The sequence below is a fragment of the Cytobacillus solani genome, from assembly GCF_006704205.1.
GTDB lineage: Bacteria > Bacillota > Bacilli > Bacillales > Cytobacillaceae > Cytobacillus > Cytobacillus solani.
Genome location: NZ_CP041305.1, coordinates 2,328,037 through 2,354,217 on the forward strand (window position 1 = coordinate 2,328,037; position 26,181 = coordinate 2,354,217).

Sequence of the window (26,181 nt, forward strand, 5' to 3'; positions counted from 1 at the left end):
AACCCCCAAATCACTGATTGGCTCCATAGCTAATTAGGTTTGTGAATATGCGATAGCCACCAGGTACTTGGCCTTGAATTTGCCGATAGAATACGAGGTTCGTATAAAGATAGGTCCCTTTCCCGTGTTTGGCCATCAGGATGCCGCCATCGAAAGGATCTTCATTTGGATCGCCCATGCTGACGAATGTTTCGTAGCTGCTGTCCCATTTCATTGGGTAATATAATCCTCTTTCTTGAACCCAGTTTTCCCAATCACTATCAGTAATTTTATTCGGATAGTTGAATAAAGAGGATTCTGGATTTAGGACAGTGACTTTTGCATTTTCGTCTGTCACTCTCCACTTAATGGATGGGTTTCCGATGGTTAATGGATAAGGGGCGGTCTTTTGAGCATCCCATCCATCATTTGGTTTATGGTATTGAACGACTAAGTGACCGCCATTTTCGACATATTTATGGAGACGATCGTTGTTTTTGACTAGGTCTTCTCTTGAGAGGTATGCACGAATCCCAGTCACGATCGTATCGTATTGACTAAGATCGCCTGTTGCCAAATCCTCTTCAGTAAGCTTTGTAATGTTGAATCCTGTATTAGTTAGATAGTCTGCTACTTTATCGAAACCACTATCTATATAACCAATTTTCAATTGATCATTCTTTAACAGTTCAAACGCCACACCATTTACTTGTGCAGGATACATATAATAAAACGTTCCGATGTGATCGTAGCTGATTTCCTGAACGGTTGAATCAAATGTTTGACCGTTTGCAGCTGCTTCAGCACGAATGGCAAAGCTGCCATCTTGAATATCGGAAGGAGGTGTCAGCTTGAATGCAACCTCTTTTTCCTCTAATTGAGCAGTAAAGGCAACCTCTTTTTTGCTAGGAGAAACCTTCCATCCTTCTGGTACGATTAATGAAACAGAGGAAGTGTTTTTTCCATCTAAGTAGTTTTTGACTTTAACTGTTACTGGAATTTCTTCCTGAACATCCGCTGAATTTACGACAATGTCTTCTGGAGATAACGTGATGCCGACATCAGGCAAGACGGCAATGGTTTCTTTCAGTTCATTGATTTGACTAGTTTGCGTACCATTAAATTCATACTGAACTTTCGTGCGGATGACTGAATCAAGGTAAGCATGATAGTATTCTGCATCTTTAGGCACCTGTACTTCATAATTTAGTTCAACTTTTTTACCAGGGTCTAAGTCTTTAGGGGAATTGGATTTGGAAACCTTCCAATTTTTCGGTACAACTAATTCAGCTGCTACCTTTTTTACTTTCTTATTCCCGTTATTTTGAATGCTCACCTTGACAGTTGTTTTTTGCCCTTTTGTAAGAATGTTTGTTTCTGGGCTGGTTTCAACAGATAATTCTGAGGCTTTCACGCTTGCCGTTTGTAATTGCTCTTCTTTTAACGAAAGCTTATGAAGCAAGTCAGACTTTACTTGTGGGTCAAGCTTTGCTTTTTCTGTTTTCTTTTGGATTTGTCGAACGTCCTTAAGTGCTTTTTGGGTTTTTTCAAATACTTGATCATTGCTAGGATACGCAGAGATGATGGAGTCTAGTGATTCTTGAAGTTTTGTGAAATGTACTTGCAGGTCTTTTTCTTGTTTTGGGAGTTTTTGAGCCCACTCTTTAAAGTTGTAAGGGATCCCTGCAAACAGATTGCTGCTGCCATTTGTATCAACAGCACTCTTTAATAATTCCAGATGAACTTGTCTTGGCTCAGCAGGGATGTCACTGCCCATGCCCTGGCTTTTATGCATATAGCGGGATTCCTCTCCCAATTGAGGATAAGTCATTTTATAAATTGGATCATACTTTCCAATTTCAATAGAGGTTGTCGCAGTATCCTTTGATTCAGCAGGCAAGTATAACTTTTTAACCTGCCAGACGGATAATCCCTCTTTAAGCTGTTCTGGAAAAATAGCTGGATTTGCCGCATCTTTAAATGCCTTTTCGCTTAATATTTCCATTGCGCGATGGTGCCCGTGCTGTGTATCAACATTTCTGAAAGATGGCATGACGATATCAGGCTGATACGTTCGAATGAAGCGAATCAATCGTTCATAGGTGAGATTCTGTCCCCAGTTTTCTAATGTTTCATCAGGGGTTTTCGAAAATCCAAAATCATAAATAGGGTCAGAAGTTGTCTCGCTAAGATGGTAGGCCTTTACACCAGTGATCTTTGCTGCCTCAATCATTTCTCTGGATCGAATAATCCCGAGTCCATTGTCTAGTTCACTTCCGATTTCGTTTTGCCCGCCCTCCCCGCGGTTAGCAATTAGACTTGAGGTTTTGATGCCAAGTCCTCTTGATAAATAAGCGAGAAAGTCGCTTCTCTCGTCATCCGGATGTGCCCCAGTGTTGACAAAAGTGACAGTAGTTCCAAGAGGCTTAACAGCATTCCAAAGTTCTACATCAGGTTCCTGTGTTTCAGTTGCGTGACTCGCAATGGGCCATAAAGAAACAATTAACAGAAAAGAAAGTAACCAGCTAAAATACTTTTTCAATTTTGAAACCCCTTTCATATTTAGATAAAAAACAAAGCGGGAAAATATCCTCCTTTCTCTATATTATCTCGTAGGTTAGTTAATTCAATTAACTAACTGCACGGATAATCTCCATTAATAGTACCTGTATCTAAGTGCGTTTGTAAATATCTATATATTCAGAAAATTAAATTAGTAACATCTACCTATATATTTGGTGTAGAACAACTATTTTAAAATATATTTATTAAAAAAATTACAAAAATTTGTTGTAAATGATTATCCACTATTGTATATTTTAGTTAATTAATAAAACTTACTAACCATAACGATTAAGGCCGTGATGTCATGAGTAGTAAAAGAAATTCCACTCCGTTGAAAACAACGAACAAAAAAGTAGTGCTTCAATGTATTAAAGAAAATCAGCCTATTTCTCGTGCGGAGATTGCATCCAAGCTTCAAATAAGCAAACCGACCGTTTCTCTGCTAGTAGATGAACTGGTTCAGGAAAACTGGGTATTGGAAAAGGGAATAGGGATGGCTTCTTCGCAAGGTGGGAGAAGACCGATTCAGCTTTGTTTTAATGAAAAGGCTGGATATGTGATTGGGACGGATATTGGCGGGACGAAAGTCAAAACTGTCATATGTGATCTGATCGGTAATATTATATGTTCAAGCAGCTTCAAAACAAATCACTATTTACAAACGGGTTTGCTGAAACAAATTCATAAAGAAATAAACGGTATGATTCAGACGTATCAGCTTGATTCAAGTAAAATGCTCGGGATGGGGGTAGGAATCCCTGGCATCACTGAACCAACCAATGGTGTCGTAGTTGAAGCACCGAGTATTAACTGGGTCCGTTATCCATTTATTACCGAAGCTAAGCGTTATTTCTCGTTCCCGATATTTGTCGATAACGATGTGAATGTAGCAGCTCTAGGAGAGCAATGGCTAGGGAATGGGAGATCAAAAGATAATATTCTTTTTATCGCTGTTGGAACAGGTATCGGCAGCGGAATAATTATTCACAATCAGCTATACCGCGGCTCTTCATGTGCAGCAGGGGAAATGGGGTATATGGTTACTGATAAAAATGATATGAGAAATGAATTTAAACCTATATTCCATCGATATGGATACTTGGAAAGCGTTGCTGGGGGGAAAGCGATCGGTGAAAGATTGACTAAGCTTATCCGGCAAAAGCAAGACCATCCAATGTTTGAGGAAGCTAGTAAATCAGAATTGACAGGTGAAATAGCCTTTACATTAGCAAAAGAAGGCGATGAAGCGGCACGGCTGGTTGTGGATGACGCGATTGAACATTTAGCCTATGGAATCATCAATGCTGCCAGCTTGCTAAATCCAGAGGTCATTATATTGGGTGGCGGTGTCTTTAAATCATCGGATTATATTTTACCTAGATTGCGAGAAATTGTGTATCAATATCTTCCTAGTTCAGTAGAATTAAACACCTCACAGTTAGGGGAGAATGCTGAAGTGCTAGGAGCGGTTTCATTATTCTTGCGAGAATTTGAAAGCGTTTTAAACTAGGGGAAACGCAAATAGGCATTTAATTACTTGGTTCTAAAGCGGGTTTATATGGCTTCAACATCTAGAACAGAGAATAATTTCTAAGCCTGCTTTAAGGATAAATTAATCTATTTTAAGGGGGTTCATCATGTTTAGGAAGAATCGTTTATTTGTTTTTTTAATTGTCGCACTCATGCTAATAATGTCCGCATGCAGTAATTCTACAGGTGGGGGCAATGAAAGCAGTGGAGAAAAAGAAAACAATTCAGGCGGGGAAAAGGCGGCAGAAAACAGCGGAAAGTTAGTCATCTACACGGCTCGTGATCAAACGATCGTCGACCAAGTTGTAGGGATGTTTAATGAAAAGTACCCTGATATTCAAGTAGATGTCCTTACAATGGGTGCGCAGCAAGTTCTTGAACGTATTCGTGGAGAAAAGTCGAACCCTCAAGCCGATTTTTGGTGGGGCGGTACACAATCTGCCTTTATGACAGGTGCTGCTGAAGATTTATTAGAACCATTTAAGCCGAGCTTTGATGCGAGCATTCTGCCAGAGCATAAAGACAAAGACGGACGCTGGTATGGTGAGATGCTTTTACCGGAAGTGATTATGATCAACTCAGATATGCTTTCAAAAGAAGAAGCTCCCCAAGATTGGGATGACCTGCTTGATCCAAAGTGGAAGGATCAGATTATCATCCGTGGCGTACTTGCTTCGGGAACGATGAGAACGATATATTCAGCAATGATTCACGAGCAAGGAGCGGATAATCCAGAGGCAGGCTACGAGTGGCTAAGCAAGCTTGATGCGAATACAAAAGAATATGCCCAAGATCCTACTAATCTGTACTTAAAGCTAGCTCGTCAGGAAGGTTCCATCTCCTTATGGAATTTACAGGATATTCTTTTACAAAAAAACGAGCATAACCAGCCATTTGATTTTGTTTACCCAGAGAGTGGAGCACCTATTCTTGTAGATGCAGTTGGTCTTGTTAAAGGTGCAAAGAATCTTGAAAATGCAAAAGTATTCTACGAGTTCCTTTTTGACCCTGAAACCCGTGCAACGTTAGCGGAGGACTTGTATCAAATTCCTACCCGTACGGACATTGATAAGGATCAAATGCCTGATTGGTTTAAGGATATTGAGCTGAAATCATTAGATCTAGACTGGGGAGTCATGGCAGAAAAAGAAGCTGAGTGGATGCAGCATTGGGATGAAAATATTAAAGGCAAAAATTAATAGTCTATTTTAAAAGGGGTGAAGAATCTTTTCACCCCCTTTTATCTACATAGCGAGGTGGTTTTGGTGAAAAGTGTACGACTTGATAATGTGAGCAAAATGTTTGGAACAGCTAAAGGGGTAGAACATGTGGCAATTGATGTAAAGCCGGGTGAGTTTTTCACCTTTTTAGGGCCTTCAGGATGTGGGAAAACAACGACACTCCGAATGATCGCAGGCTTTTACTACCCAACGAAGGGAAAGATCTTTTTTGATAACCGGGATGTAACGACCCTTCAGCCGAATAAAAGAAATATTGGGATGGTATTTCAAAACTATGCCCTGTTCCCGCATATGACGGTTTTTGAAAATATTGCTTTTGGACTTGAGGTTCGTAAATTATCGAAATCAGTCATCAAAGAAAAAGTGGAAAGAGCACAAAAACTCGTCCATCTAGATAAATATGGAAATAGAAAGATTAATGAACTCTCAGGCGGCCAGCAGCAGCGTGTGGCTTTAGCACGTGCTCTAGTGATCGAACCGGATATTTTATTATTGGATGAACCTTTATCAAATTTGGATGCAAAATTACGTGAAGAAACAAGATTGGAAATTAAACGGCTTCAAGTGGAATTGGGCGTAACTACGATTTATGTTACTCATGATCAAACGGAAGCGATGACAATGTCTGATCGGATAATGGTCATGAAAGAAGGCGTCGTTCAACAGATCGGCAGTCCGCAAGAAATTTATAATAAGCCTGCGAATCATTTTGTTGCATCGTTTATTGGAGAATCGAACATGCTCGAAGGTGAAGTGACAGAGATACGCGGAACAGCGGTGAAGGTGAAAGTAGATAGTGATCTGCACGTAGAAGGAGTCTTAGACACAGAGGCTGATCAGCCAAAACTAGAAGTAGGAAAGAAAGTGAAACTTTCCATTCGTCCAGAGGCCATATTTGAAGGTCAAGGCCCAAATCAATTACACGGAACGATTCAATTAGTTGAATTTACTGGGGTTAGTATTAATTATCTTGTTAAGGTGGGTTCATCCATTTTAAAGGTCATGATTATTAATAAAGGAAATCAAATTCTTAAACGAGGAGATTCCATTTCTCTTTATGTACCAGAAAAGGGTGTTTACTTTATAAATGAGTAGTTTTCTTTATGGAACTTATTCAAGCGAATAGAAGGTGAAAACATGAATACGAATCAAACAGCTTCACAGCAGGAGAGCCGGTGGTCAAGACTTACACAATCTAAATATTTCATCTATATCTTAATCTCCCCTCTTTTCTTAGTGCTCTTAGCCTACGTAATCTATCCTTTTTATCAAACGTTTATTCAAAGTGTGGTAGGTACCGAAGGAGCTGGAATCGGAAACTATAAACGTTTCTTTAGTCTGGAAAGTACAGCCAACCTTGAGGCGCTTTGGACTAGTATCTATATTTCAGTCATTAGTGTGATTACTTGTGCGATTGTCGGTGTGACAATGGCCTTCCTAATAGAAAGGTATGAGTTTCCGGGGAGGAAAATTCTGTCCATTCTCGTGCTTGTTCCTATGGCCTTGCCGCCTTTGGTGGGAGTATTATCATTTACTTTCTTATATGGAGAAAGCGGGATCATTCCAAGATCTCTTCAAGCATTATTTAATCTTGAGTCCGTTCCCTTCTCATTAAAAGGCATTACAGGGGTCATTGTTGTTCATACCTTTACAATGTATACATATTTTTACCTGACTGCGTCGGCAGCCATTAAAGGGCTTGATCCTTCTTTAGAAGAAGCAGCTACAAGCTTAGGGTCTGGAAGAATACGTATTTGGGTAAAAGTCATTCTTCCGATGTTAACACCAGCGATGGTTGCTTCCTCATTACTCGTGTTTATGATTGCGATGGCTTCTTATACAGCTCCATTAATGTTTGGGGTAGAGAGAACGATGACGATGCAAATCTATTTATCTCGAACGAATGGAAATTTAGATATGGCTGCTACTCAATCGACTATTCTCTCGATTGTTTCCATCTCCTTCTTAATTATGATGAGATGGTACCAAGGAAGACGTAACTTTCAGAATCAAAGTAAAGGGATTAGTGTCCATCGGACAGAGCTGCGTACACCTTTTATGAAATACCTTTCTATGTTTCTATCCTTTATCGGGGTCATTATTCTCATGCTGCCGATTCTTGTACTCGTACTTATCTCTTTCTCGGTGGATGGAGAATGGACGATTCAAATTATTCCGCCAGCCTACACACTCGATCATTACATTGCGTTGTTTACCGATGAACGAACGTGGCGCCCAATCTGGAACAGCTTACAAATGAGTTTTGTTGCAACCATTGGAAATATTCTTTTCGGGGTTGCTGCAGCCTATGCCATGATCCGAACAAGGTTTAAAGGAAAGGCTCTCCTCGATATTTTAATTATGATTCCATGGGCTCTTCCTGGAACAGTTGTCGCAGTTAATTTAATTGCTGCTTTCAGTGAGCCATCTGTATTTAGCTTTAATCAAGTATTAATCGGTACATTCTGGATTTTGCCGCTCGCTTATTTTGTTCGGCATTTGCCGCTTATTTTCCGGTCGACCTCGGCAGCGCTTATGCAGATGGATCAGTCGGTGGAGGAAGCTGCTCGAAGCTTAGGTGCCAACTGGTGGTATACGTTTAGAAGAGTGGTTGTGCCAATGGCTTTTTCTGGGATATTAGCAGGAACCTTGTTGGCAATGGTTCAAGGACTGGGTGAATTTGTTGCTTCTATTCTTATATATAGCACCTCGACCATGCCGCTTTCTGTTGCTATTTTTCAAAAGATGTATGCATTCCAATTTGGAACTGCCTGTGCATACGGCGTGCTGCAAATTTTGTTAATCATTTTTGTCTTGTTTATTTCTCAGAAATTAACAAATGGGAAGGCAGGAGCTGTTATTTAGGAGGAGGTTTTATCATTGAAGGCTAGTGAAATTCATGGAAGAGATCTCGAATTATTAGAAAATGCCGCATTTGCTGTTGTACCTCTTGGAAGTTTCGAATATCATGGTCCCCATTCTCCTTTAGGAACGGATATTTTTTTGGCAGATGGATTCGCGGAAAAAATTGACCCGAACTTAGGAGGGGTCACTCTTCCAACGATTCCTTTTACAGCATGTCCGGGAAAAACATCTAAATATGCAGGCACGATCTCGATTAGACCAGGCATTTTTCAAGAGTATTTAATTGATCTTACATTAGGAGCTATCAGTCAGGGAATTAAAAAAATTCTGCTTCTAAATGCACATGATGGGAATATGGGGATTTCGAGAACCGTTGCGGAATATGTAACTGGCCTGCATAAGGATGTAAGCTTTCTGCTGATTAATTGGTGGCAAATGGTTGAGATCGATGCTGCTGAGGAAATTGGTTTTAAAGGTACAAGCGGGAGGGGGCATGGGGGCCCATATGAAATGTCTGCTGTAAAAGCTTTCCGTCCAGACCTAGTAACGGTAAGGAAAGAAGATGAAGAATTTATTGGTGCTGCCCCACTCTCCAGCTTTCCTTATATTCTTGTGGAAGGAACACCAAAATCATGGGATGGCTATACAGGTCTCATTCAACAAACATCAGAGGAAGCTGGAAAGAAAATTGTAGATAAAGCAACAATTCATATGAATGAGCTGATAAGAAACTGGTTAGATCAATAAATTTGCAGGAAAGGGCTGTTTGCTGTGAAAGCATCGCTTAGAGAACGAATGATTGATAAAGAAGGCACTCACTTTCCATCTAAGACCTATACTTCTATGGTGTTAGAGCCAGCTTATAATGAGGCAAAGAAACACTTTATCGATTCAATGGTTGATATTCATTTTGCCCATTTAATTATGCTTGTTGAAGAGGGATTAGTCGAGAAAGAAGAAGCAAAAAAGATTGCTAAAGCTGTTTCCAGCTTAAATACAGAAGAGATAAAGACCGGGAACTACAATCCGCAATTTGAAGATTTGTTTTTTCAGGTAGAACATGACTTAATTGAAGATGCCGGTGATATTGCGGGTAATTTGCATATTGCCAGGAGCCGAAATGACATGGGCATTGCGATTTACCGAATGACGCTAAGGAAAAAGATTTTGACCTTATTGGAGAAAGCCCTCACACTGCGAGAAGCTCTAATTGAACTTTCTGATGAGCATAAACATACGATTATGATTGGATACACTCATACGCAGCAAGCACAGCCTACTACACTCGCTCATTATTTTAATGCGATGACGGATATGCTGACTCGTGATATTAAGCGGCTGCGGGCTGCTTATGAGACCGTGAACCGAAGCAGTATGGGAGCGGCAGCGTTAACTACTTCGGGATTTGCTATTAACCGGGAGCGTGTGAAAGAGCTGCTAGGGTTTGAAGGCATGATTGATAATGCATGGGATGCCGTTGCCGGAGCAGATTATATTGCGGAAGTAGCTACGTCTGTTCAGCTTTCAGCCTTGAATTTGGGACGGTCTATTCAGGACTTCCTGTTATGGGGAACACAAGAATTCGGAGCCTTTATCCTTTCAGCACCTTACGTACAAATTAGTTCCATTATGCCTCAAAAAAGAAACCCTGTGTCTATCGAGCATATGCGGGCACTTTTATCCAGTGTTGCCGGCGATTGTCAAACCGTCCTTCTTATGCTGCATAATACGCCATTTGGGGATATTGTCGATACGGAAGACGATATGCAGCCATATATTTGGAAGTCCATGGAGACGTTAGGCGGCGTCTATGAACTATTATCTTCTGTTTTATTAACAATGGAAGTAGATAAGGAAAACCTTTTAAAACGTGCAAAAGAGAGCTTTGCGAATGTAACAGAACTGGCTGATACGATGGTGAGAGCGGATGGGCTTTCATTTCGCCAAGCGCACCACGTAGTAAGCTCTACAGTAAAGGAATTAATGAAAAACGGAAATAAGTCTCTTGAAGCTCTTACTCTTGATCTATTAAATGCCCAATCAAAATTAATTGTTGGGAAACCTTCTACTTTGACAAAAGAGGAATTATCAGAATGCCTAAGCCCAGAATATTTTGTTCAAATTCGTACATTGCAAGGAGGTCCAAGCCCAAGCAGATTAGAGAAAACGATTAAAGTCCGATTGGCTGAACAGACGGATTTGTCAAACTGGCTTATTGATAGGAACGAGCAATTACGAGTATCAAAAGAAAACGTAACAGCCATTATTAAAGAATGGAATATTGTCAATGAATGATCAGTCTTTTCATCTTCTTGCTGTTGATGGAGGGGGAACGAAGACACTAGCTGTGATAACGGATAGTACAGGTTCGATTCTCGGAGAGGGCAAGGCAGGTGCTTCTAATTATCAGGTGATTGGGAAGGAACTGGCTATAAAGGCGCTTGTTACATCTATCCAGGAAGCGTTAGTTGAAGTTGCCGCACGGAATAGCGGTCCAGTTCAGTTTGAGAAAACGGTGTTTGCACTCGCAGGAATTGATACGACAAATGATGAGGTAGAGGTAAGAGAGATTGTAGAAGAAACCATTAAGCAGCTGGGGTTAGCTACTCATATGCTGTTAGTTGAGAATGATTGCTTATCTGCTTTATTAGGTGCTACACAGAATAAGGCTGGTGCTCTTTTAATCTCTGGAACAGGATCGATCGTATTTGCTCATGACGGCCGCGGGAGCTTTTTTCGAACGGGGGGCTGGGGATATAGAGTTGGAGATGAGGGCAGTGGCTATTGGATTGGGAAGGAAGCGATTCGATCCGTTTTGAAGATGAATGATGGAAGAGAAAAAGAGACGATCCTATCAAAGCTAATATTACAGAAGTTTGGCTTTAATAAAGTAGAGGACCTTTATAATTGGGTTTATAGTCCATCTTATTGTGTTGACGATGTAGGTGCGCTTACTACTTTAGTGGAAGAGGCGTATAAAATGGGTGATGAAGTGAGTAAAGGCATATTAGACGATGCTGCATCCGAACTAACCCTTCTATTAGAAACCACAATTGATAAAGCGGGAATTGCAAGGGAAGAATTCCAGCTAATTCTACAAGGTGGTGTGATTCAAAACAATCTCTATATTAGGAATCGTGTACTAGACTGCCTGAAAAGAAAAGCTGAGAGAGTAAAAGTTATTGATACCGATCAAAAGCCGATTACCTTTATCATTAAACGGGGCTTAAATCTTTAGGGGGGAATCCCCTTTTTTTTTATCTTTAAATGAACCATTTCCCATTCTCAATCGTATTAAATAAGTAGACTAAGTTAAATGGGAGGAATGGAAATGGCGAAAAAGGCAATGAAATCGATTAGCATGCTTATGCTAGCAGGATCACTCGGACTCACGGGAGCTGCAGGCAGTTTAACCATCTCTGAACATCATGTATCGGCACAAGAAGTGAAAAATGAAATGAACTATGAAAATCAGGCAAAGGAATTTCTAATGTCTGTAAAAGCAAAAAAATGGGATGCTGCTTATACCCAATTAAGTCATAATCTTCAATCTGCTGTATCGAAAGAGACTCTTTCCTCATTATGGACACAGCTCTCGACTCCATACGGTGAAGTGAAAGAAACTTCATTTGAAGATGTAAAAGATGATGGGGTACATAAGAAAGTTACGTTTATTGTTAAAGCGGAACAAGGTTCTTATAAACAAGTGATAAAGTTTAATAGGGAAGGGAAGATAGATGATTTCTTGTTTGATGTCATCTCATCGCCTGGAAGCTTCCTAAATCCAGCGTATAATCACCCTGAAAACTATACAGAAAAACAAGTAGTTATCGGTGAGGGAAAGTATGCCTTACCTGGGGTACTGACGGTCCCTAAAGGAAAAGGGCCATTCCCGGTTGTTGTTCTCGTTCACGGATCCGGTCCGAATGATATGGATGAGACGATGACGGTCTTCAAGCCTTTCCGTGATATCGCTGCCGGTCTTGCCAATGACGGAATTGCTGTATTGCGCTATGACAAACGAACAAGAGCTCATACGGTTAAGGCGGGAATGGAACCGAAATTCTCCATTCAAGAGGAAACCGTCATTGATGCAAACCTTGCAGTTGATAAACTGAAGTCACTCCCTGAGATTGACTCGAAGAATATCTTCGTTTTGGGGCATAGCCAAGGTGCGTTCGCCCTGCCATTAATAGTGGAAAATGATAAGAAAAAAGATATTAAAGGGGTTATTGGTGTTGCTGGACCTGCAGGGAAATTTCATGATCTGATGCTGTGGCAAATGGAGGAGCAATTGAAGCTCGCTGAAAAAATGCAGGCACCAAAGGAGCAAATCAATGCTTTAAAAGAGACGCTATCAACCTATCAAAAGCAATTTGGAATTTTAAAGGATCCGAAGCATACGAAGGAAAATATCCCAGCTGATTTTCTATTACAGCCTGGTTATTGGTGGTTTGATCTGCGTGACTATGTCCCAACAGAGTTAGCAAAGAAGCAGGATATTCCAACCTTGCTATTACAGGGAGGAAAGGATCTTCAAGTTCCTGCCTCAGAATTTGAAGCATGGAAATCTGCCTTAAAAAACCGCGATAATGTGGATTATAAATTATACCCAAATATGTTCCACACACTAGTTGATTATCCTGGTGAGCCGAACTGGATGACGGAATATATGACACCAGGAAATGTCCCGCAGTCATTCCTATCCGATATTGCTGGGTGGGTGACAACAGGCAGCATTAAATCTGATGAAGATAAACCGGAACCAAAGCCTGAGGAGCAGAAGCCGGCACCAAAGGTTTATTGGGATGGCTTGTTAATGAAAAAAGGACAAATTGGCAAGATTGAAGTGGTGAAGCCTATTAATCTTTGGAAACGTGAAGGGGATAAGCTTACATTTGTAAAAGTGCTAAAGCCTGGGGAACAATATCGAGTATATAAATACGATGACAAGTTCGGTGGGCAATATGGGCTTGGGGATAATCACTATATTACTAACATGAAGGGCTATGTGAACTATAAAACCCCATCAAAAGCGAAATTAAAGGAACTTCAATAAATAATAGAAAAGATCCCGAATCGATCATATGAGATTCGGGATCTTTTCTATTTGTTTATTTAACTTGCCGCACCTTCCACATTCGGACGGTTATTCTCTTTAATGAATAATACAGAAATCGTACCGATGACTAAAAGAACTCCTGCGAAATAGAATCCAGCATTCAATGTACCTGTGACATCTGTAAGGAATCCAGTAATATATGGAGCCAATATGGATCCGCACATGCCGATAAAGTTATAGAAACCAAATGCAGTACTTAATGCATGTTTTGGAGCGTTATCAGCTACGACCGCAACAAGCACTGGGTTCGTACTAATTTTACCGAAAATACCGTAACCGATTAAAGCTGCGTATAATACCCACATACTATCAAATGCAACGATTGAAACAATAGCAATAATAGAAAGTGGAAGCATCACTAGCAAGACTGGACGGCGTTTTCCCATTCTATCAGCAATCCAGCTAAAAAGAATGGATCCTGGAATGGCTGCCCATGGAACGAGTGAAGAAACAACGGCAACCTCTGTTCCATCAATTCCTCTTGCATGCTGCAAGTAATATGGAATCCAAGTAACAACTACGAAGAATGCATAAATCGCACAGAAGATAGTAATGTATGCAAAAACTAAGTTTCTGCTAAAAAGCTCTTTCATTTTAAGCTTTGGTTTCGCTTCTCCAGCTGTAACGCCTGCAGTGGTTTTTGGTTTGTCTTTAATGACCCACCACATAGCCAGACCAATAAGGACTACTGGGATGGCGATGACATAGAATGGAGCTCTCCAGCTCATGCCAAGTGTGCCAACTGTGTAACTAGAAATAAAGTATCCAGCTGATAAACCAAAGGCCATTCCACTGTTAATAATCGCACTTCCTAAAGTAATATGCTTTTTTGGAATCGCTTCAGATGATAAGCCATACTGTGGGCCATAATAGAAGCCTTGGAAGATCCCAACTAACAGCCAAGCAATCATGAATAGTGTAAACGAAGGCATCATACCTGTTACTGCTGCCATAATACCGAAAAGAATCACACCAGGAACAAGGACTTTTTTCTTTCCAATCTTATCTCCTAGTATTCCAGATGGTACATTTAGTCCCGCATATCCAATGAAGAAAATACTGCTGATTAAACCTAGTTGTGCAGCAGATAAACTAAACTCTGCTTGGATATTGTCCATGACCGGGTTAAGAATGGCACGCGTTGCATATAGTGCAACCCAGCCTAGAAAGAATACAATCGTGATTTTAACCCAATACGGAATCCCGCCCTTAGATACAGGTACCGGCTCATCTTGATTCAAAACTTTAGCCATTTTCTTTTCCTCCCAATTTAGATTTATTTGTATGGATCTTAAGTAAAAAAATAATATTTCAACCTCATCCAAACTATAGGATAAAAAGCATTGCAGTCGAATAAAAATGAAAGGGTTTACATTGCAAAAAGATTAAAATGTGATGAAAAGTCAATTAGAAAAGCGCAAGCGCCTTGGTCATCGCCGTACAAACTGGAAGGACCGGTTCTTTCGATAAAGGAGACACAATGAGTGGAGCGAAAGGATGTCGACTTATCGTAGGGAGGGGACCTGAAGTTTGATAGGCGATAGGACGCTTGCGCTAGACAATTCTCTAACTCCAAAGTTATACATTCTTATCTTGTAAAAAAAAACCGTACTGCTTATTAGCAATACGGTCTTAAAGCCTATTCTTGTGGAACACTCCTCAGCATATAACCAAGTCCAGGATAGGTAACAATATATTCCTCTTTATTCTGCAGATGCTCTTTTACTTTTCTACGGATTCGTGCAATGCCCACACGTAAATATTCGATGTCATCTCGATATTGCGGTCCCCAAACTTCTGAAAGCAATATTTCATGCTGGACAACTTTATCAAGGTTAAGAGCTAAAATTTCCATTACCGAATATTCGGTTTGTGTGAGCTTAAACTCCTCATCCTTAATCCAGCATCGCTTACTTCCAAGATCAATAGCTAAGACCCCAGTGCGAATAATCGGTGTGGCCACCGACTGCGGATCAGCAAAGCTGGCCTGGGTCCTTCTTAACACGGCATTCACACGTGCAAAGAGTTCATCTAATGAAAACGGCTTTGTTAAATAATCATCTGCTCCAACATTTAATCCCTGTACTTTATCCTTGGCGTTACTTCTAGCAGTAAGCATAATAACAGGTACATTCGAAAACTTTCGCAGCTTCTCCAATACATAAAAGCCGTCCTGACCTGGCATCATGATATCGAGCAAAATTAAATCAGGGGAAATTAGATCGAATTTCTCAAATAATTCTTCTCCTGAGCTAACAGTAGATACCTCGTATCCGATGGATTTTAAGTTTGCAGAAATAAATCGCAGAATTTTCGGTTCATCATCAACGATACAAATCTTTTGATTTTTCATCTATGTCCCTCCCTCTTTTATTGGGAAAATATAAGATAAATGTACTTCCTTTTCCAGACTCACTAATCGCTTCGATTTTCCCTTCATGTGCTTCCATAATTCCAACACATATCGCAAGACCAAGGCCTGTCCCGCCTGTCCGCCTTGTTGCTGTTACATCAACCTGATAAAAATGATTAAATATTTTCGTCATATGATCTTCTGAGATGCCAATTCCATTGTCAGAAACGGCTATAGTTACATCATTCTCTGCTATATCTAACGTAATATCAATTTCCTTTAAGCTCGCATCATTATAGCGCAGACCATTTGTAATTAAATTAACTAACACTTGTTGAACGCGAATCTTATCCGCATAGAAGGTAAAATCTTTTCCAAGCTTATTATGGAAATGAAAGCTTGCATCTTCACGTAAGGCAAGAGGAATTTGCTCCATTGATTTTTCAATAAGATAGCTTGCCCGGACCATATTACGCTCCACGTACATCGTTCCTGATTCAATCTTTGAGATGTCCATCCAGTCATTGACTAAATGAAGAATCCTTTCAATATCTTCATGCACACCCTCTAACAGCTCCTGCTGAAAATCCGGTTCCCATTCAACTTCAGGACGCAGCAATGTTTCCACACTGCCCTTAATATTTGTAATCGGTGTTTTAAATTCATGAGAGGTAAGGGAGATTAAATTATTTTTTAATGTATCAATTTCCTCTTCCTTCGTGATATCACGTAATAATAAGCCTTCGCCAATCACGTCCTCATCGAGCATGACAGAGAATTTATGAAGAATATAATATTTAGGCTTCTTTTGCCGAGCCTTATACTCTAATTTTAATTCCTTCTTTTTATTAGCAAAGAAGGCGGACAGCTCTTCAGGGTCAACATCAAATATGTTGATAAATTGTCGATAAACATCATTAAAGCTGACTAATTCCTTCTCTTTACCCATTTTAACGGTAGAAAGAAAGAACTCATTCACATATTCAACCTCTTTTTGGTTATTGACAAGCATTAATCCTTCCGACATGCTTTCCAATACCGCAGCTAACACAGCATGTTTATTGCGGATTTGTTCAAATAGGAACTTATTTTGCAGCATGACTGCTAAGGAGCTCGCAAAAGTCCGGAGAAATTCCTGCTGGCTCGCTGTCATTGATTGCTTGTTCATAAGATCAACAATTAAGAAGCCTTTATTGTTTTTTTCAATCTGAATCGGTTCGATGTACTGCTGTTCGCCTACAATATTTTTGCTCAGATATTGCAGTAAATTTTGCTTCGTATGAATCGTATTCGTTGTAACTGCTAAATCATGGAAAAACACATGGATGGAATAATCCATGAAAGGCTCTATTTCTTTTAAACAATGCTGAATAAAATGAGCTAAATCCTTATTAGAAGAAACAGAGGTAATTAATTTGTTTACTGCCTTCAGCTCTAAGTTTTTATTCTTCAACGTAGTCGTTCGCTCTTCAACTCTCGCTTCAAGCTCTTTGTTTAATTCGATTAATTCCGTGCGGTTTTTTTCTACTTCATCAATCATATGATTGAAATAATAGAATAGCTCTTCCATTTCTTGAGGACCTTGAATTTTCTTCTTTACCGTTGCTTCCTCCTTGATGCCCTTTGTATAGTCCTTTATATAATTTAATAAATATCTTATCGTCCGTTCTAAGCGATCCGTTAAGTAAAGGCTGACAATCACCATGATAAGGGCTGTAATAAGGAGGAAAACGATAATTAAGAGAATGGCATTTTTATAGGTTGAAGTAATGGCATCTGTTGGCTTACTTACCCATACAACCCAATCAAGATGGTTTATTTTCTCATAAGTAACGTAGACATCTTCATGCAGATTATCCAGTTCAAAATAGCTGCTTCCGCTTTTATTCTGCTGTTCTTTAATATATTGAACAATAGCAGACTCGCTCAGATTCACTAACTCTCTTCTCGTATCGACTTCAGGGTGAACGACGACGTTTTTCTCTTGGTCAATGACCACTGCATATCCGCCATCCCCAAAGGTGCGATTTTTAATATGCTCACCTAATGCATTTAAATCTAGAGCTCCAAGTACATAACCAACTAGTTCGCCTTCATCATCCAGGATCGGGGAAACGATAGCGACTAGCAAAATATCTGTCCCGCCTCTCCCGTGATAAACTGGGGAAATGACTGTTTCCTTTGTTTTCAATAATTCCTTATAATAATAGCGATCACTGAAATTATGATTTTTCCTTTTAACCCCGTCTGTATAGGATTCAGGGTAAAAAACAATCGATTGTCCTTTGCTATCCCCAACGTACATATTGACAAAACCGGGATAGTTCGTTTTTATATCCTTCAATTGTTTTTGAATGCCAGGAATATCATTATTTAAAAAGGGCTCTTTCACATTCAGCGCTTCTGTTTGAATGGCTTTTTTATAGTCTAATACATAATTGTCAATATAATCTGCGAGATATTTCGCCGTCTGTGCTTGGTATCTCTGATTCTCATTAATTAAAGATGATAATTGATAAATTTGAAAAACGCCTAGGATGGCGATTGAAAAAAAGGCAATGATTAAAAATGAATAAATAAGTTCTTTTTTTAAGGAGCGTGCCTTTCTCATGATTGGCCTCCTCTATTGATTGGATGAGAAAAATGGTATCTGTGCTAGCTTATAATAAAAATTTAGCATGAACAGATACCATATTATATAATAATTTTAAATTATTTTGTAATTTGTGTGCCAGCTTTTCCTTCCATGGCAAGGTCTGCTTGATCTAGTGAACAAATAATGGCTCTTCCACCCAGCTCAGCAAATTGAATAGCAGCCTCCATTTTTGGCCCCATGCTTCCAGCTGAGAATTGCCCTTCTTCCACATATTGCTTTGCTTCTTCAAGGGTAATATGTGTTAATGCCTTTTGATCAGGCTTGCCGTAGTTTACATACACATTTTGCACGTCAGTTAAAATCATGAAAGCATCTGCCTTTACCTCTTCTGCTAATTTAAAGGCACTGCGGTCCTTATCGATTACAGCTTCAATTCCAGTAAGGGCTCCATCCTCGTTCTTTACGACCGGGATTCCTCCTCCGCCGGCAGAAATAACAATCGTATTTGCATCCGTTAATTGTTTAATTGTTTCAGAGCCTAGAATAGACTTCGGCATTGGAGAAGGAACGACACGTCTCCAGCCTCGTCCAGCATCTTCTTTTACGATCCAGTTCTTTTCCTCAGCTAATTGCTTTGCTTCTTCTTCCGTGAAAAAGACACCGATTGGTTTGGAAGGATCTTGGAAAGCTGGATCATCGGCTGATACTTCTGTTTGTGTCAGCATGCTGACAACAGAATGATTTAAGCCGAGCTTGTGTAATTCGTTTTTCAATGTTTGATCCATCATATAGCCGATGAATCCTTGTGATTCTGCACTGCACACATCTAATGGGAAAGGAGGAACGATGTCCTTCGCTTCTTCATTTTGGCGCAGAATGTTGCCTACTTGCGGACCATTCCCGTGTGTAACAATGACATTATGGCCATTTTCTACGATACGGGCAATGATTTCACTGCTTTTACGTACATTTTCTAATTGATTTTCATAGGTTGCTTCTTGCTTCGGTTGTAAGATTGCATTTCCACCTAGTGCAATGACTACTTTTTCTGCCATCTATTATTTCCTCCAATTTTTCATTGTTAATAATCCGATTAATAGCCCGAATGCTGTATCTATTCCAGAGCTATGACCAACGGTAAGTAATTGCGAAAGATGAGATTCTACATCTGCCTGCTTATCCTTTTCTGCTAAACTATTTAAGATATTTATAATAGTAGAGCTGAACTCGCCTTTTAATGCATAGAGCAGATACTCTCTGGCAATATCTGTAGTAACGGATTCATGCTGAAGAATGCCTTGAATCGTTTGCAGAAAAAGCGGGCTGCATATGCCAGTAATTGCATGAATGGCTAGTAAACCAACAAGATGGTCATCTCCTGATGGGGTCAGGCCTCTTCCTCTGCCTAAGAAAAAGCGTATAACTCTGTCTATTTCAGATGGATCATGGGAAGAGAGCGCCTCCATTAAACGGTAAACTTCATTTGCAGAAGTAGAGCATTTCTCTTTTTGAATACGAAGGTATTCTAGAAGAAATTGTTCAATATCAAGATCTAATCCTGTTTTTTCTCCTTCAACAGCTAGGACTTTTATGAATGTTTCTAGGTGTTGAGTGGATATCTCTTTCTCCGTAAAATGAATATTGTTTGAGTAGGGTGCTCCTTTTGTAAAACTAATTGCTATATGAATATTTTCGAACGTCATCTGCTTTGTTTCTTCATCCCAATGGACAGCAGCTGGCATTTGAATAGAAGCCAGCAATTTCTGAATGGCTTCCTTTTGAAGATGAATGCCAAAGGGAAGCTTCCCGTTTTTATCTGTACCGATAAAAAACAAACGCTTGCCCATCCGAATGTTCAGCCCATTTTGAAATAGGCTATGAACAGATCCACTCGGGTTTTCTATAAGGAAGAGAGGAATAGTCCGTTCATATTCCTCTGCATACATTGTTTGAGATTTTAGCATCGGCTCATTAGATGAGGCCTAATTTAACCGCATATGCTTCAAGCGCTTTCTCGAAGCATTCCTTCGGAGCACGAACTGTTCCCGCACCAACCTGTCCAACACCTGCTTGTTTATGAGCAATTCCTGTATTAATGACAGGCTCAATTCCTGTTTCAACGACTTTACGTGCATCTATTCCGAGGCAAGCCCCTTGGAAATCCCATGTTGGAATCGTAAAGTTGCTGTTTTGATCGATACAAATTTCCATCATATCGTTGCTTGTTGTAAGTGCATCACTGAAGCCGCCAGCACCAACGAAGCGTGTTACACCAGGAGCCGCAATCATTGCCATCCCGCCGACACCAAATGTTTCGGTAATCGCACTATCCCCAATATCCGGGTTTGCATCATCTTGAGAATAGCCAGTGAAAAACAGTCCTTGTGGTGTATTAACTGGAGCAGTAAACCATTCATCGCCCATTCCGCTAATACGAATACCAAAGTCCTTCCCGTTACGGCACATCGCTGTAACAACTGTACCTTCTTCAATTTTTCTTGCACCATCAAGGACAGCTTTACTAGTTGCCATCGCAATATTTAAGAAGAATTGATCCGTATCAGCTAAGAACTTAATAACATCCTTTAAGTCCTTGTTATCGATATCTTCTACTTGCACAATATATGGACTGATTTCTTTAAGGAAGATTAGGGATGCTGCGATATTCCGCTGGTGGAACTCGTCACCCATAGTGATGGCCTTAGCAATCATTACATTTAAATTTAGTCCGTTATCTGTTAGCTTTAATGCCTTTGAAAGGGTTGGCCCTAATACATTTTTCTGCCACTTTAAGCGATTGATTACTTCTTCAGAGTAAGCGCCGAAACGAAGTACTTTACCGATTCCTTCGTTCATGATGCAGTAAGCTTCATTTCCTTCTGAACGATTTTCTACGACAAATACCGGCATATTCGCAGAGGTGATCCCACCCATTGGACCAACTGCATTTACATGATGGCAAGGAATAAAGGTCACTTCGCCATTTTTAAGCATTTGTTTAGCTTCTTCCTCTGTGTTAGCCCAGCCTTCAAAAAGGGCAGCACCGATACACGAACCTTGCATGGGTCCCGTCATATCTTCCCATTTAATAGGTGGTCCAGCATGCAAAAGTACTTTTCCTTCAGTTAATTCTTTGATTTTATCCTTAGCTGGAACGACATCCACAAGGAATGGCGCAGATCCAGAAATCTTTTCAATTACCGCTCTGTTTGCTTCATCCATTGAATTGTATTTCATGTGAAATCCTCCTCGTATATTTAATAGGTATTGTCTAGCTCCAGCGCCTATCGCCTATCAAACTTCAGGTCCCCTCCCTACGATAAGTCGACATCAATTCGCTTCACTCATTGTGTCTCCTTTATCTCAGTCGGGGCCCTTCCAGTTTGTACGGCGGTGAACAAGGCGCTTGCGCTTTTCTTATTTTAAAAGAGCCAAGATTTTTCTCATTTTTTCGTTTCCGCCAGCAATTGGTCTCCAGTCAAACTGAACGACACGGCCACCATACGCTGTGATGGAATCAGTAAAGCTCTTTAAGCCTACATTGATGACACTTGGTTTATTGTTCACTAATGCTTCCATTTCTTTAGATACGGTTAAATCGAATGCCTTTGCTGGTGCTTTTGCATCCACATGAGCTTTCTGCACATCTTTTACCTTTAAGCCTACGATTGCTAGAGCTGTTCTTACCGCTTCGTTATTGCTGTCCTTCACGATGATGCCTGCTTCAGCAAGCTTTTTCTTTTGAGCTTGGTAATCTTGCGGATCCGTTTCTGTTCCACAAACAGAAGCGACTACATGCAATGTACGGCCTTCATTATGCGCGTGAGAAACGGCTTTTTGAATCGATGGTAAAAGGGCACTCGCCATATCATCATGTGAGCCATAGCCAAGTACGAAATCAAGAAGGATGACTGCTGTTTGTTCGTCAGCTCCAGCCTCATCAATAAATCTAGCTCTCGTCTCAGGGTCGATCATTGGATGCGGTTTTCCTTGTGTATATTTGTCATCGCCAAGGTCCACAACGATGTGGCCATCTTTCTTTAAGACATAGCCATCTTCGTTTGTTATGGCTGATCCTAATCCTAATGCATCAGAAATTAATACGGCCGCTTCTGACGCTAATGTTCCACCTGAGAATAGTCCTTTAATTGTTCTTTGGCTTGGTTTTAAGTCTGTATTAGCTGCTTCAAAATTGCCTTGATTGTAATCGGCTTTGATTTCGTTTCCTTTTGCTAAGTCAACAGCAATGCGAGCTGTTTCTTCTAGCGTGTATGCTTGGTATACATTTCCTTCATGCTGAGTTGGCTTTTCGCCTAGGAAAATCGTAACGACAGGCTTTGAAACGCTATGAAGCAAATCAACAACTTCATTACGTACTTCTTTTGCAGGCGGCTTAGAAATAACAACAATGATATCTGTTTGCTGGTGATTTTCTAATGCGCGGATTCCGTCCATCATTGTGATGGCGCCAACAGGTTCCTTCAAATCGCGGCCGCCCGTACCAATCGCATGGCTAACCCCTTCGCCAAGACGGTCAATAATCGCTGTTACCTCTTGAATCCCAGTTCCTGATGCACCAACAATTCCGATGCGTCCTTTTTTAACAACGTTCGCAAATGCAATGGGAACGCCATCCAATATTCCTGTTCCACAATCTGGCCCCATGACAAGCAAGCCTTTTTCATGTGCCTTTTTCTTTAGTCTTACTTCATCTTCAATTGGCATATTGTCACTGAAAATGAACGTATGCAAACCTAAGTCCAATGCTTTTTCAGCTTCTTCAGCCGCATATTGGCCAGGGACGGAAATTAAAGCTAATGTCGCATCAGGCAATGCTTTTTTTGCTCGATCCCATGTGCGGACCGTTTCAAAATCGTTTCCTTTGTTACTGATGGATTGGTCTTTCAAGTATTGCTCAACCTTTTCCAATACCTCACTCATTTTATTCTCATCATCTGTATCAACCACAATGGCCATATCATTCGATTCTGCTGTTTCCAGCTCTTCTGAATACAAGCCAGCAGTTTTAAAGATATCTTTATTCGCTGGTGTTCCCATCATGATTTGAGCCTTGTTGACACCTTCAATCGTAGAGATTGAATTTGTTAATAACATTAGATTAATAGAGTCTTGATACGAGTTCTTTTTTACAATCGTATAAATCACTTGTTATCACCTCGGTTTTATTTTTCGGTTTGCTGCATTTGAACAAAGTAGATTCTTTAGAAAGGCCCTCTATCGTGTGAAAGATCCATGCTGCAAAAAAGGTTCAGTTGACTGGAGCAGAAGTCAACCTCTACCCAACCCTATTTTTAAAAAGAGCCTTCGGTAAATAAATAAACAATAACTTAACCTCAGTTGCATTATAGGAAATCAGGCATAACAATCGAATAAAATTGAAAGGGTTTACATTGCAAAAACATTAAAGATTTACTCCATTCATTTGTTTCTACCATCGATGTACTATAATTAAAAACGTTAACGAGTAAATGAAAGGAAGGATATGTAATGAAAACAACATTTATATATAAGGAAGTAGATGGCTGTAAAATCAAAGGGGATTTTTATTCCATTGAAGAGAAGCATGCGCCACTCGTTGTTTATATTCATGGGGGAGGCTTAATCTTTGGAACAAGAACGGATATGAAAGAGGAACAAATAAATCTTTATTTACAGGCAGGCTATCACGTATGCACAATTGATTACCGTTTAGCACCTGAATCCAAGCTGCCAGCCATTAAAGAAGATATTGAGGATGTTCTAATTTGGTTAAAAGATCGAGGAGTAAATCAGTTCAATTTTGATCCTGAACGAATAGCCGTAATCGGCAGTTCAGCGGGGGGTTATCTCGCATTATTATCTGGTACTTTTCAAGTTCGCCCGAAAGCGATTGTTTCTTTTTATGGCTACGGGGATATTGCTGGGGATTGGTATCGAAAGCCTAGTCCTTATTTTTCAAAAATGACAACTGTTCCAGAAGTTCTTGTACAACAGCTCATTCAAAAGCAGCCCATATCTGAAGGACCAATCGAACGCCGCTTCGCTATTTACTTATACTGTCGTCAGCAAGGACAATGGGTCGACTATTTAACCAATAAGAACGAAGAGACACTCGATCCTTTTTGTCCATTAAAAAAAATAGATGAAAACTATCCGCCAACGCTCCTTTTGCACGGAGATGCCGATGAGGATGTTCCTTACGAACAGTCCGTATCCATGAGCGAGGCACTTAACAAGGCAGGTATTACAAATAAGTTCATTACAATTAAAAACGGCAAGCATTCATTTGATGAGGATATGGGAGATCCCGTTGTTGCTGAAGCGTTTGAGGAAGTCCTTAGATTTTTAAAGGAGAGGCTGTAAAATATAATTAAATTTTCAGTCTATTAGGTATTTGCTTGTTAGTATAATGGTATAATATGGGTAACTAACCTAAGGGGGAAGGGGGAGTTTCCGCTGATCAATAAAACAAGAATTTTTATTAGCTCCGCTTATGAAGAGGATCTTAAAGGGCCAAGGAAGTTGATCAAAAAGCATCTCGAAGAAAGTGGACATGAAGTACCGATTTTTGAAGACGGGGACTTTGGCACTTGGGAGAAGGATACACTTAAACAGTGTCAGGACGTTGTCAAATCCAGTGATGTGTTTGTTTTGCTGATTAATAAGAAATCAGGTGCCAGTCGAAGGCTGTTGCGTGGTAATGTAACGCCAACCTATCTTGAATATAAAGCTGCGCTGTTAGAGAAAAAGCATATCCTTGTTTTTGTATCGCCTGAGATCAAAAATAATTTTAAGCTGCTGCAAAAGGAATTTAAGAATTTATATGATATTTATTTAAGGGACCATCACCGGCTGCCTGGGTCTCCGTTTGACCCGCTAAAAGACTGGATGCAAGAACAATTAAAGCAGGATGGAATCGCGAAAAGCCTGCTGGAAATTGCTGATCTATTTGTATGGGCGTTCCTCTATGATATTTATTCAAATGGAAAATGGCTTTATGATTTTAATATCTCCCGTTCTGAAAAAGAGGCAAGCACAATTTCAGCGATGCTCAGCACGTCACTAAGGTCCGTTGTTGGTCTCATAGAAGAAAGGGATCAATTGGAGGAGCTTAAAGGACAAGCATCTTTCTTGTTAAATTATGCAGATTATACACTAATTATGCTGGATAAAAGAAATTCAATCGTGCAAAATACGAAAAGAGAATGGTCTAATTTTTTAAAAAGCGGTTTGCTGTTTCTTGATGAACCGAGGGCGATTGTGCAAACGCCGGATACAAACCCGATCCACGTGAACACGGTTTCTGAATGCTTAGCAGCTTCCCTTTATAAATATGATGGAACTTACTTAAAGCGAATGGCTGAATGTGGTGACATAACAGCACCTGACTTTTTCGATTTGACCGAATCGGAGGATGTATTTGTTGTTGAAGCATATAATAATCAAGAACGACTAATTGCCTTTTTAGAAGAAAAACAGACACTCTATATCACCGAACCAATAGGTGAATATGTGCTCTGCCTTCATTTTACGTTCATCGATTGGTGGTCTAAAGAACAAGTTCGCGCATATTCAGATGAGATTGAATATGCTATAATAAACGAAAGTGGCTATTTCTTTCAATTTTTGATTATGCTGATAGGAGGGACAAAATGAGCAAAGAACGAGTAAGTTATCATAGCTCTGGCACCATTGTTTCTAGACGTTCCCCGGCAGGAAAAGTCATCCAGAAAAATAAAGGGAAAATCTTAGGCCCACGCAGCTTCAGTGATTCCGTAGCCAACAACATTGATACATTAAATAAAGTATTAAAAGAATCAGATAAAATCATGCCTCGTCCAACGAGAATGTTTAGAAATGCATAAATTGTAGAGAAGATCATCTTCCCTGCAATTTTTTTTGTATAGTTTTGACTGAATTAGAAGTAGAA

19 protein-coding genes are annotated in these 26,181 nt (G+C 40.0%); 11 read left to right on the plus strand and 8 right to left on the minus strand.

The genetic code is table 11. The annotated features are described in order from the left end of the window. Nucleotides 1-10 precede the first annotated feature (10 nt). Nucleotides 11-2,521, minus strand: coding sequence for an NEW3 domain-containing protein (locus FI644_RS11805; protein ID WP_369692283.1), 2,511 nt, complete (start codon nt 2,519-2,521; stop codon nt 11-13). Nucleotides 2,522-2,848: 327 nt separating this feature from the next. Between FI644_RS11805 and FI644_RS11810 the strand changes: the two genes are divergently transcribed. From FI644_RS11810 to FI644_RS11845, 8 genes are all read left to right on the plus strand, one after another. Next, entirely contained in the window at nt 2,849-4,054 is a 1,206-nt protein-coding gene (locus tag FI644_RS11810) for an ROK family transcriptional regulator (RefSeq protein WP_142108379.1), read from the plus strand. 127 nt (nt 4,055-4,181) lie between these two features. Next, on the plus strand, nt 4,182-5,273 hold the full coding sequence (locus FI644_RS11815; protein WP_053478686.1) for an extracellular solute-binding protein: 1,092 nt from the start codon (nt 4,182-4,184) through the stop codon (nt 5,271-5,273). Between the two features lie 66 nt (nt 5,274-5,339). Next, nucleotides 5,340-6,410 carry an ABC transporter ATP-binding protein gene (locus FI644_RS11820; RefSeq protein WP_142108380.1) on the plus strand — a complete coding sequence of 357 codons (1,071 nt, stop codon included), beginning with the start codon at nt 5,340-5,342 and terminating at the stop codon, nt 6,408-6,410. Between the two features lie 42 nt (nt 6,411-6,452). After that, the gene (locus FI644_RS11825) at nt 6,453-8,180 is read left to right on the plus strand and encodes an ABC transporter permease (protein ID WP_053478687.1); all 1,728 of its coding nucleotides are present in this window, start codon (nt 6,453-6,455) and stop codon (nt 8,178-8,180) included. A 15-nt stretch (nt 8,181-8,195) separates the two neighbouring features. Next, the gene (locus FI644_RS11830; protein ID WP_142108381.1) at nt 8,196-8,927 is read left to right on the plus strand and encodes a creatininase family protein; all 732 of its coding nucleotides are present in this window, start codon (nt 8,196-8,198) and stop codon (nt 8,925-8,927) included. A 48-nt stretch (nt 8,928-8,975) separates the two neighbouring features. Then, nucleotides 8,976-10,475: an argininosuccinate lyase gene (argH, locus tag FI644_RS11835; RefSeq protein ID WP_053478854.1), complete on the plus strand. Its 1,500-nt coding sequence runs from the start codon at nt 8,976-8,978 to the stop codon at nt 10,473-10,475. Continuing rightward, nucleotides 10,468-11,418, plus strand: a complete 951-nt coding sequence (locus FI644_RS11840) for an N-acetylglucosamine kinase (protein WP_053478689.1) — start codon at nt 10,468-10,470, stop codon at nt 11,416-11,418. Before argH ends, FI644_RS11840 begins: the two co-directional genes overlap by 8 nt. Before the next feature lie 93 nt (nt 11,419-11,511). Continuing rightward, nucleotides 11,512-13,239, plus strand: a complete 1,728-nt coding sequence (locus FI644_RS11845) for an alpha/beta hydrolase (RefSeq protein WP_053478690.1) — start codon at nt 11,512-11,514, stop codon at nt 13,237-13,239. A gap of 59 nt (nt 13,240-13,298) precedes the next feature. On the opposite strand, the gene FI644_RS11850 is transcribed toward FI644_RS11845, so the two are convergent. From FI644_RS11850 to fdrA, 7 genes are all read right to left on the minus strand, one after another. Then, nucleotides 13,299-14,555: an MFS transporter gene (locus FI644_RS11850; protein WP_053478691.1), complete on the minus strand. Its 1,257-nt coding sequence runs from the start codon at nt 14,553-14,555 to the stop codon at nt 13,299-13,301. A 386-nt stretch (nt 14,556-14,941) separates the two neighbouring features. Beyond that, nucleotides 14,942-15,655 carry a response regulator transcription factor gene (locus FI644_RS11855; RefSeq protein WP_142108382.1) on the minus strand — a complete coding sequence of 238 codons (714 nt, stop codon included), beginning with the start codon at nt 15,653-15,655 and terminating at the stop codon, nt 14,942-14,944. Next, nucleotides 15,627-18,266 (minus strand): sensor histidine kinase, encoded by a 2,640-nt coding sequence (locus FI644_RS11860; protein ID WP_053478693.1) that lies wholly within the window; start codon nt 18,264-18,266, stop codon nt 15,627-15,629. Before FI644_RS11860 ends, FI644_RS11855 begins: the two co-directional genes overlap by 29 nt. 101 nt (nt 18,267-18,367) lie before the next feature. Next, complete coding sequence (gene arcC, locus FI644_RS11865; RefSeq protein ID WP_053478694.1) at nt 18,368-19,306, minus strand: carbamate kinase; 939 nt, start codon at nt 19,304-19,306, stop codon at nt 18,368-18,370. A 3-nt stretch (nt 19,307-19,309) separates the two neighbouring features. Next, complete coding sequence (locus FI644_RS11870; protein ID WP_142108383.1) at nt 19,310-20,215, minus strand: oxamate carbamoyltransferase subunit AllH family protein; 906 nt, start codon at nt 20,213-20,215, stop codon at nt 19,310-19,312. Between the two features lie 7 nt (nt 20,216-20,222). Then, nucleotides 20,223-21,488, minus strand: a complete 1,266-nt coding sequence (locus FI644_RS11875; RefSeq protein WP_053478696.1) for a YlbE family protein — start codon at nt 21,486-21,488, stop codon at nt 20,223-20,225. A gap of 180 nt (nt 21,489-21,668) precedes the next feature. Further along, entirely contained in the window at nt 21,669-23,417 is a 1,749-nt protein-coding gene (gene fdrA / locus FI644_RS11880; RefSeq protein WP_056686597.1) for an acyl-CoA synthetase FdrA, read from the minus strand. Nucleotides 23,418-23,759: 342 nt separating this feature from the next. Here fdrA and FI644_RS11885 point away from each other — a divergent pair, with 342 nt between their 5' ends. From FI644_RS11885 to FI644_RS11895, 3 genes are all read left to right on the plus strand, one after another. Next, entirely contained in the window at nt 23,760-24,614 is an 855-nt protein-coding gene (locus FI644_RS11885) for an alpha/beta hydrolase (RefSeq protein ID WP_053478698.1), read from the plus strand. Nucleotides 24,615-24,773: 159 nt separating this feature from the next. After that, nucleotides 24,774-25,907, plus strand: a complete 1,134-nt coding sequence (locus tag FI644_RS11890; RefSeq protein WP_053478699.1) for a DUF4062 domain-containing protein — start codon at nt 24,774-24,776, stop codon at nt 25,905-25,907. Continuing rightward, a complete protein-coding gene (locus FI644_RS11895) occupies nt 25,904-26,116 on the plus strand; it encodes a hypothetical protein (RefSeq protein WP_053478700.1) in 213 nt (70 codons plus the stop codon). Before FI644_RS11890 ends, FI644_RS11895 begins: the two co-directional genes overlap by 4 nt. Nucleotides 26,117-26,181: the final 65 nt, after the last annotated feature.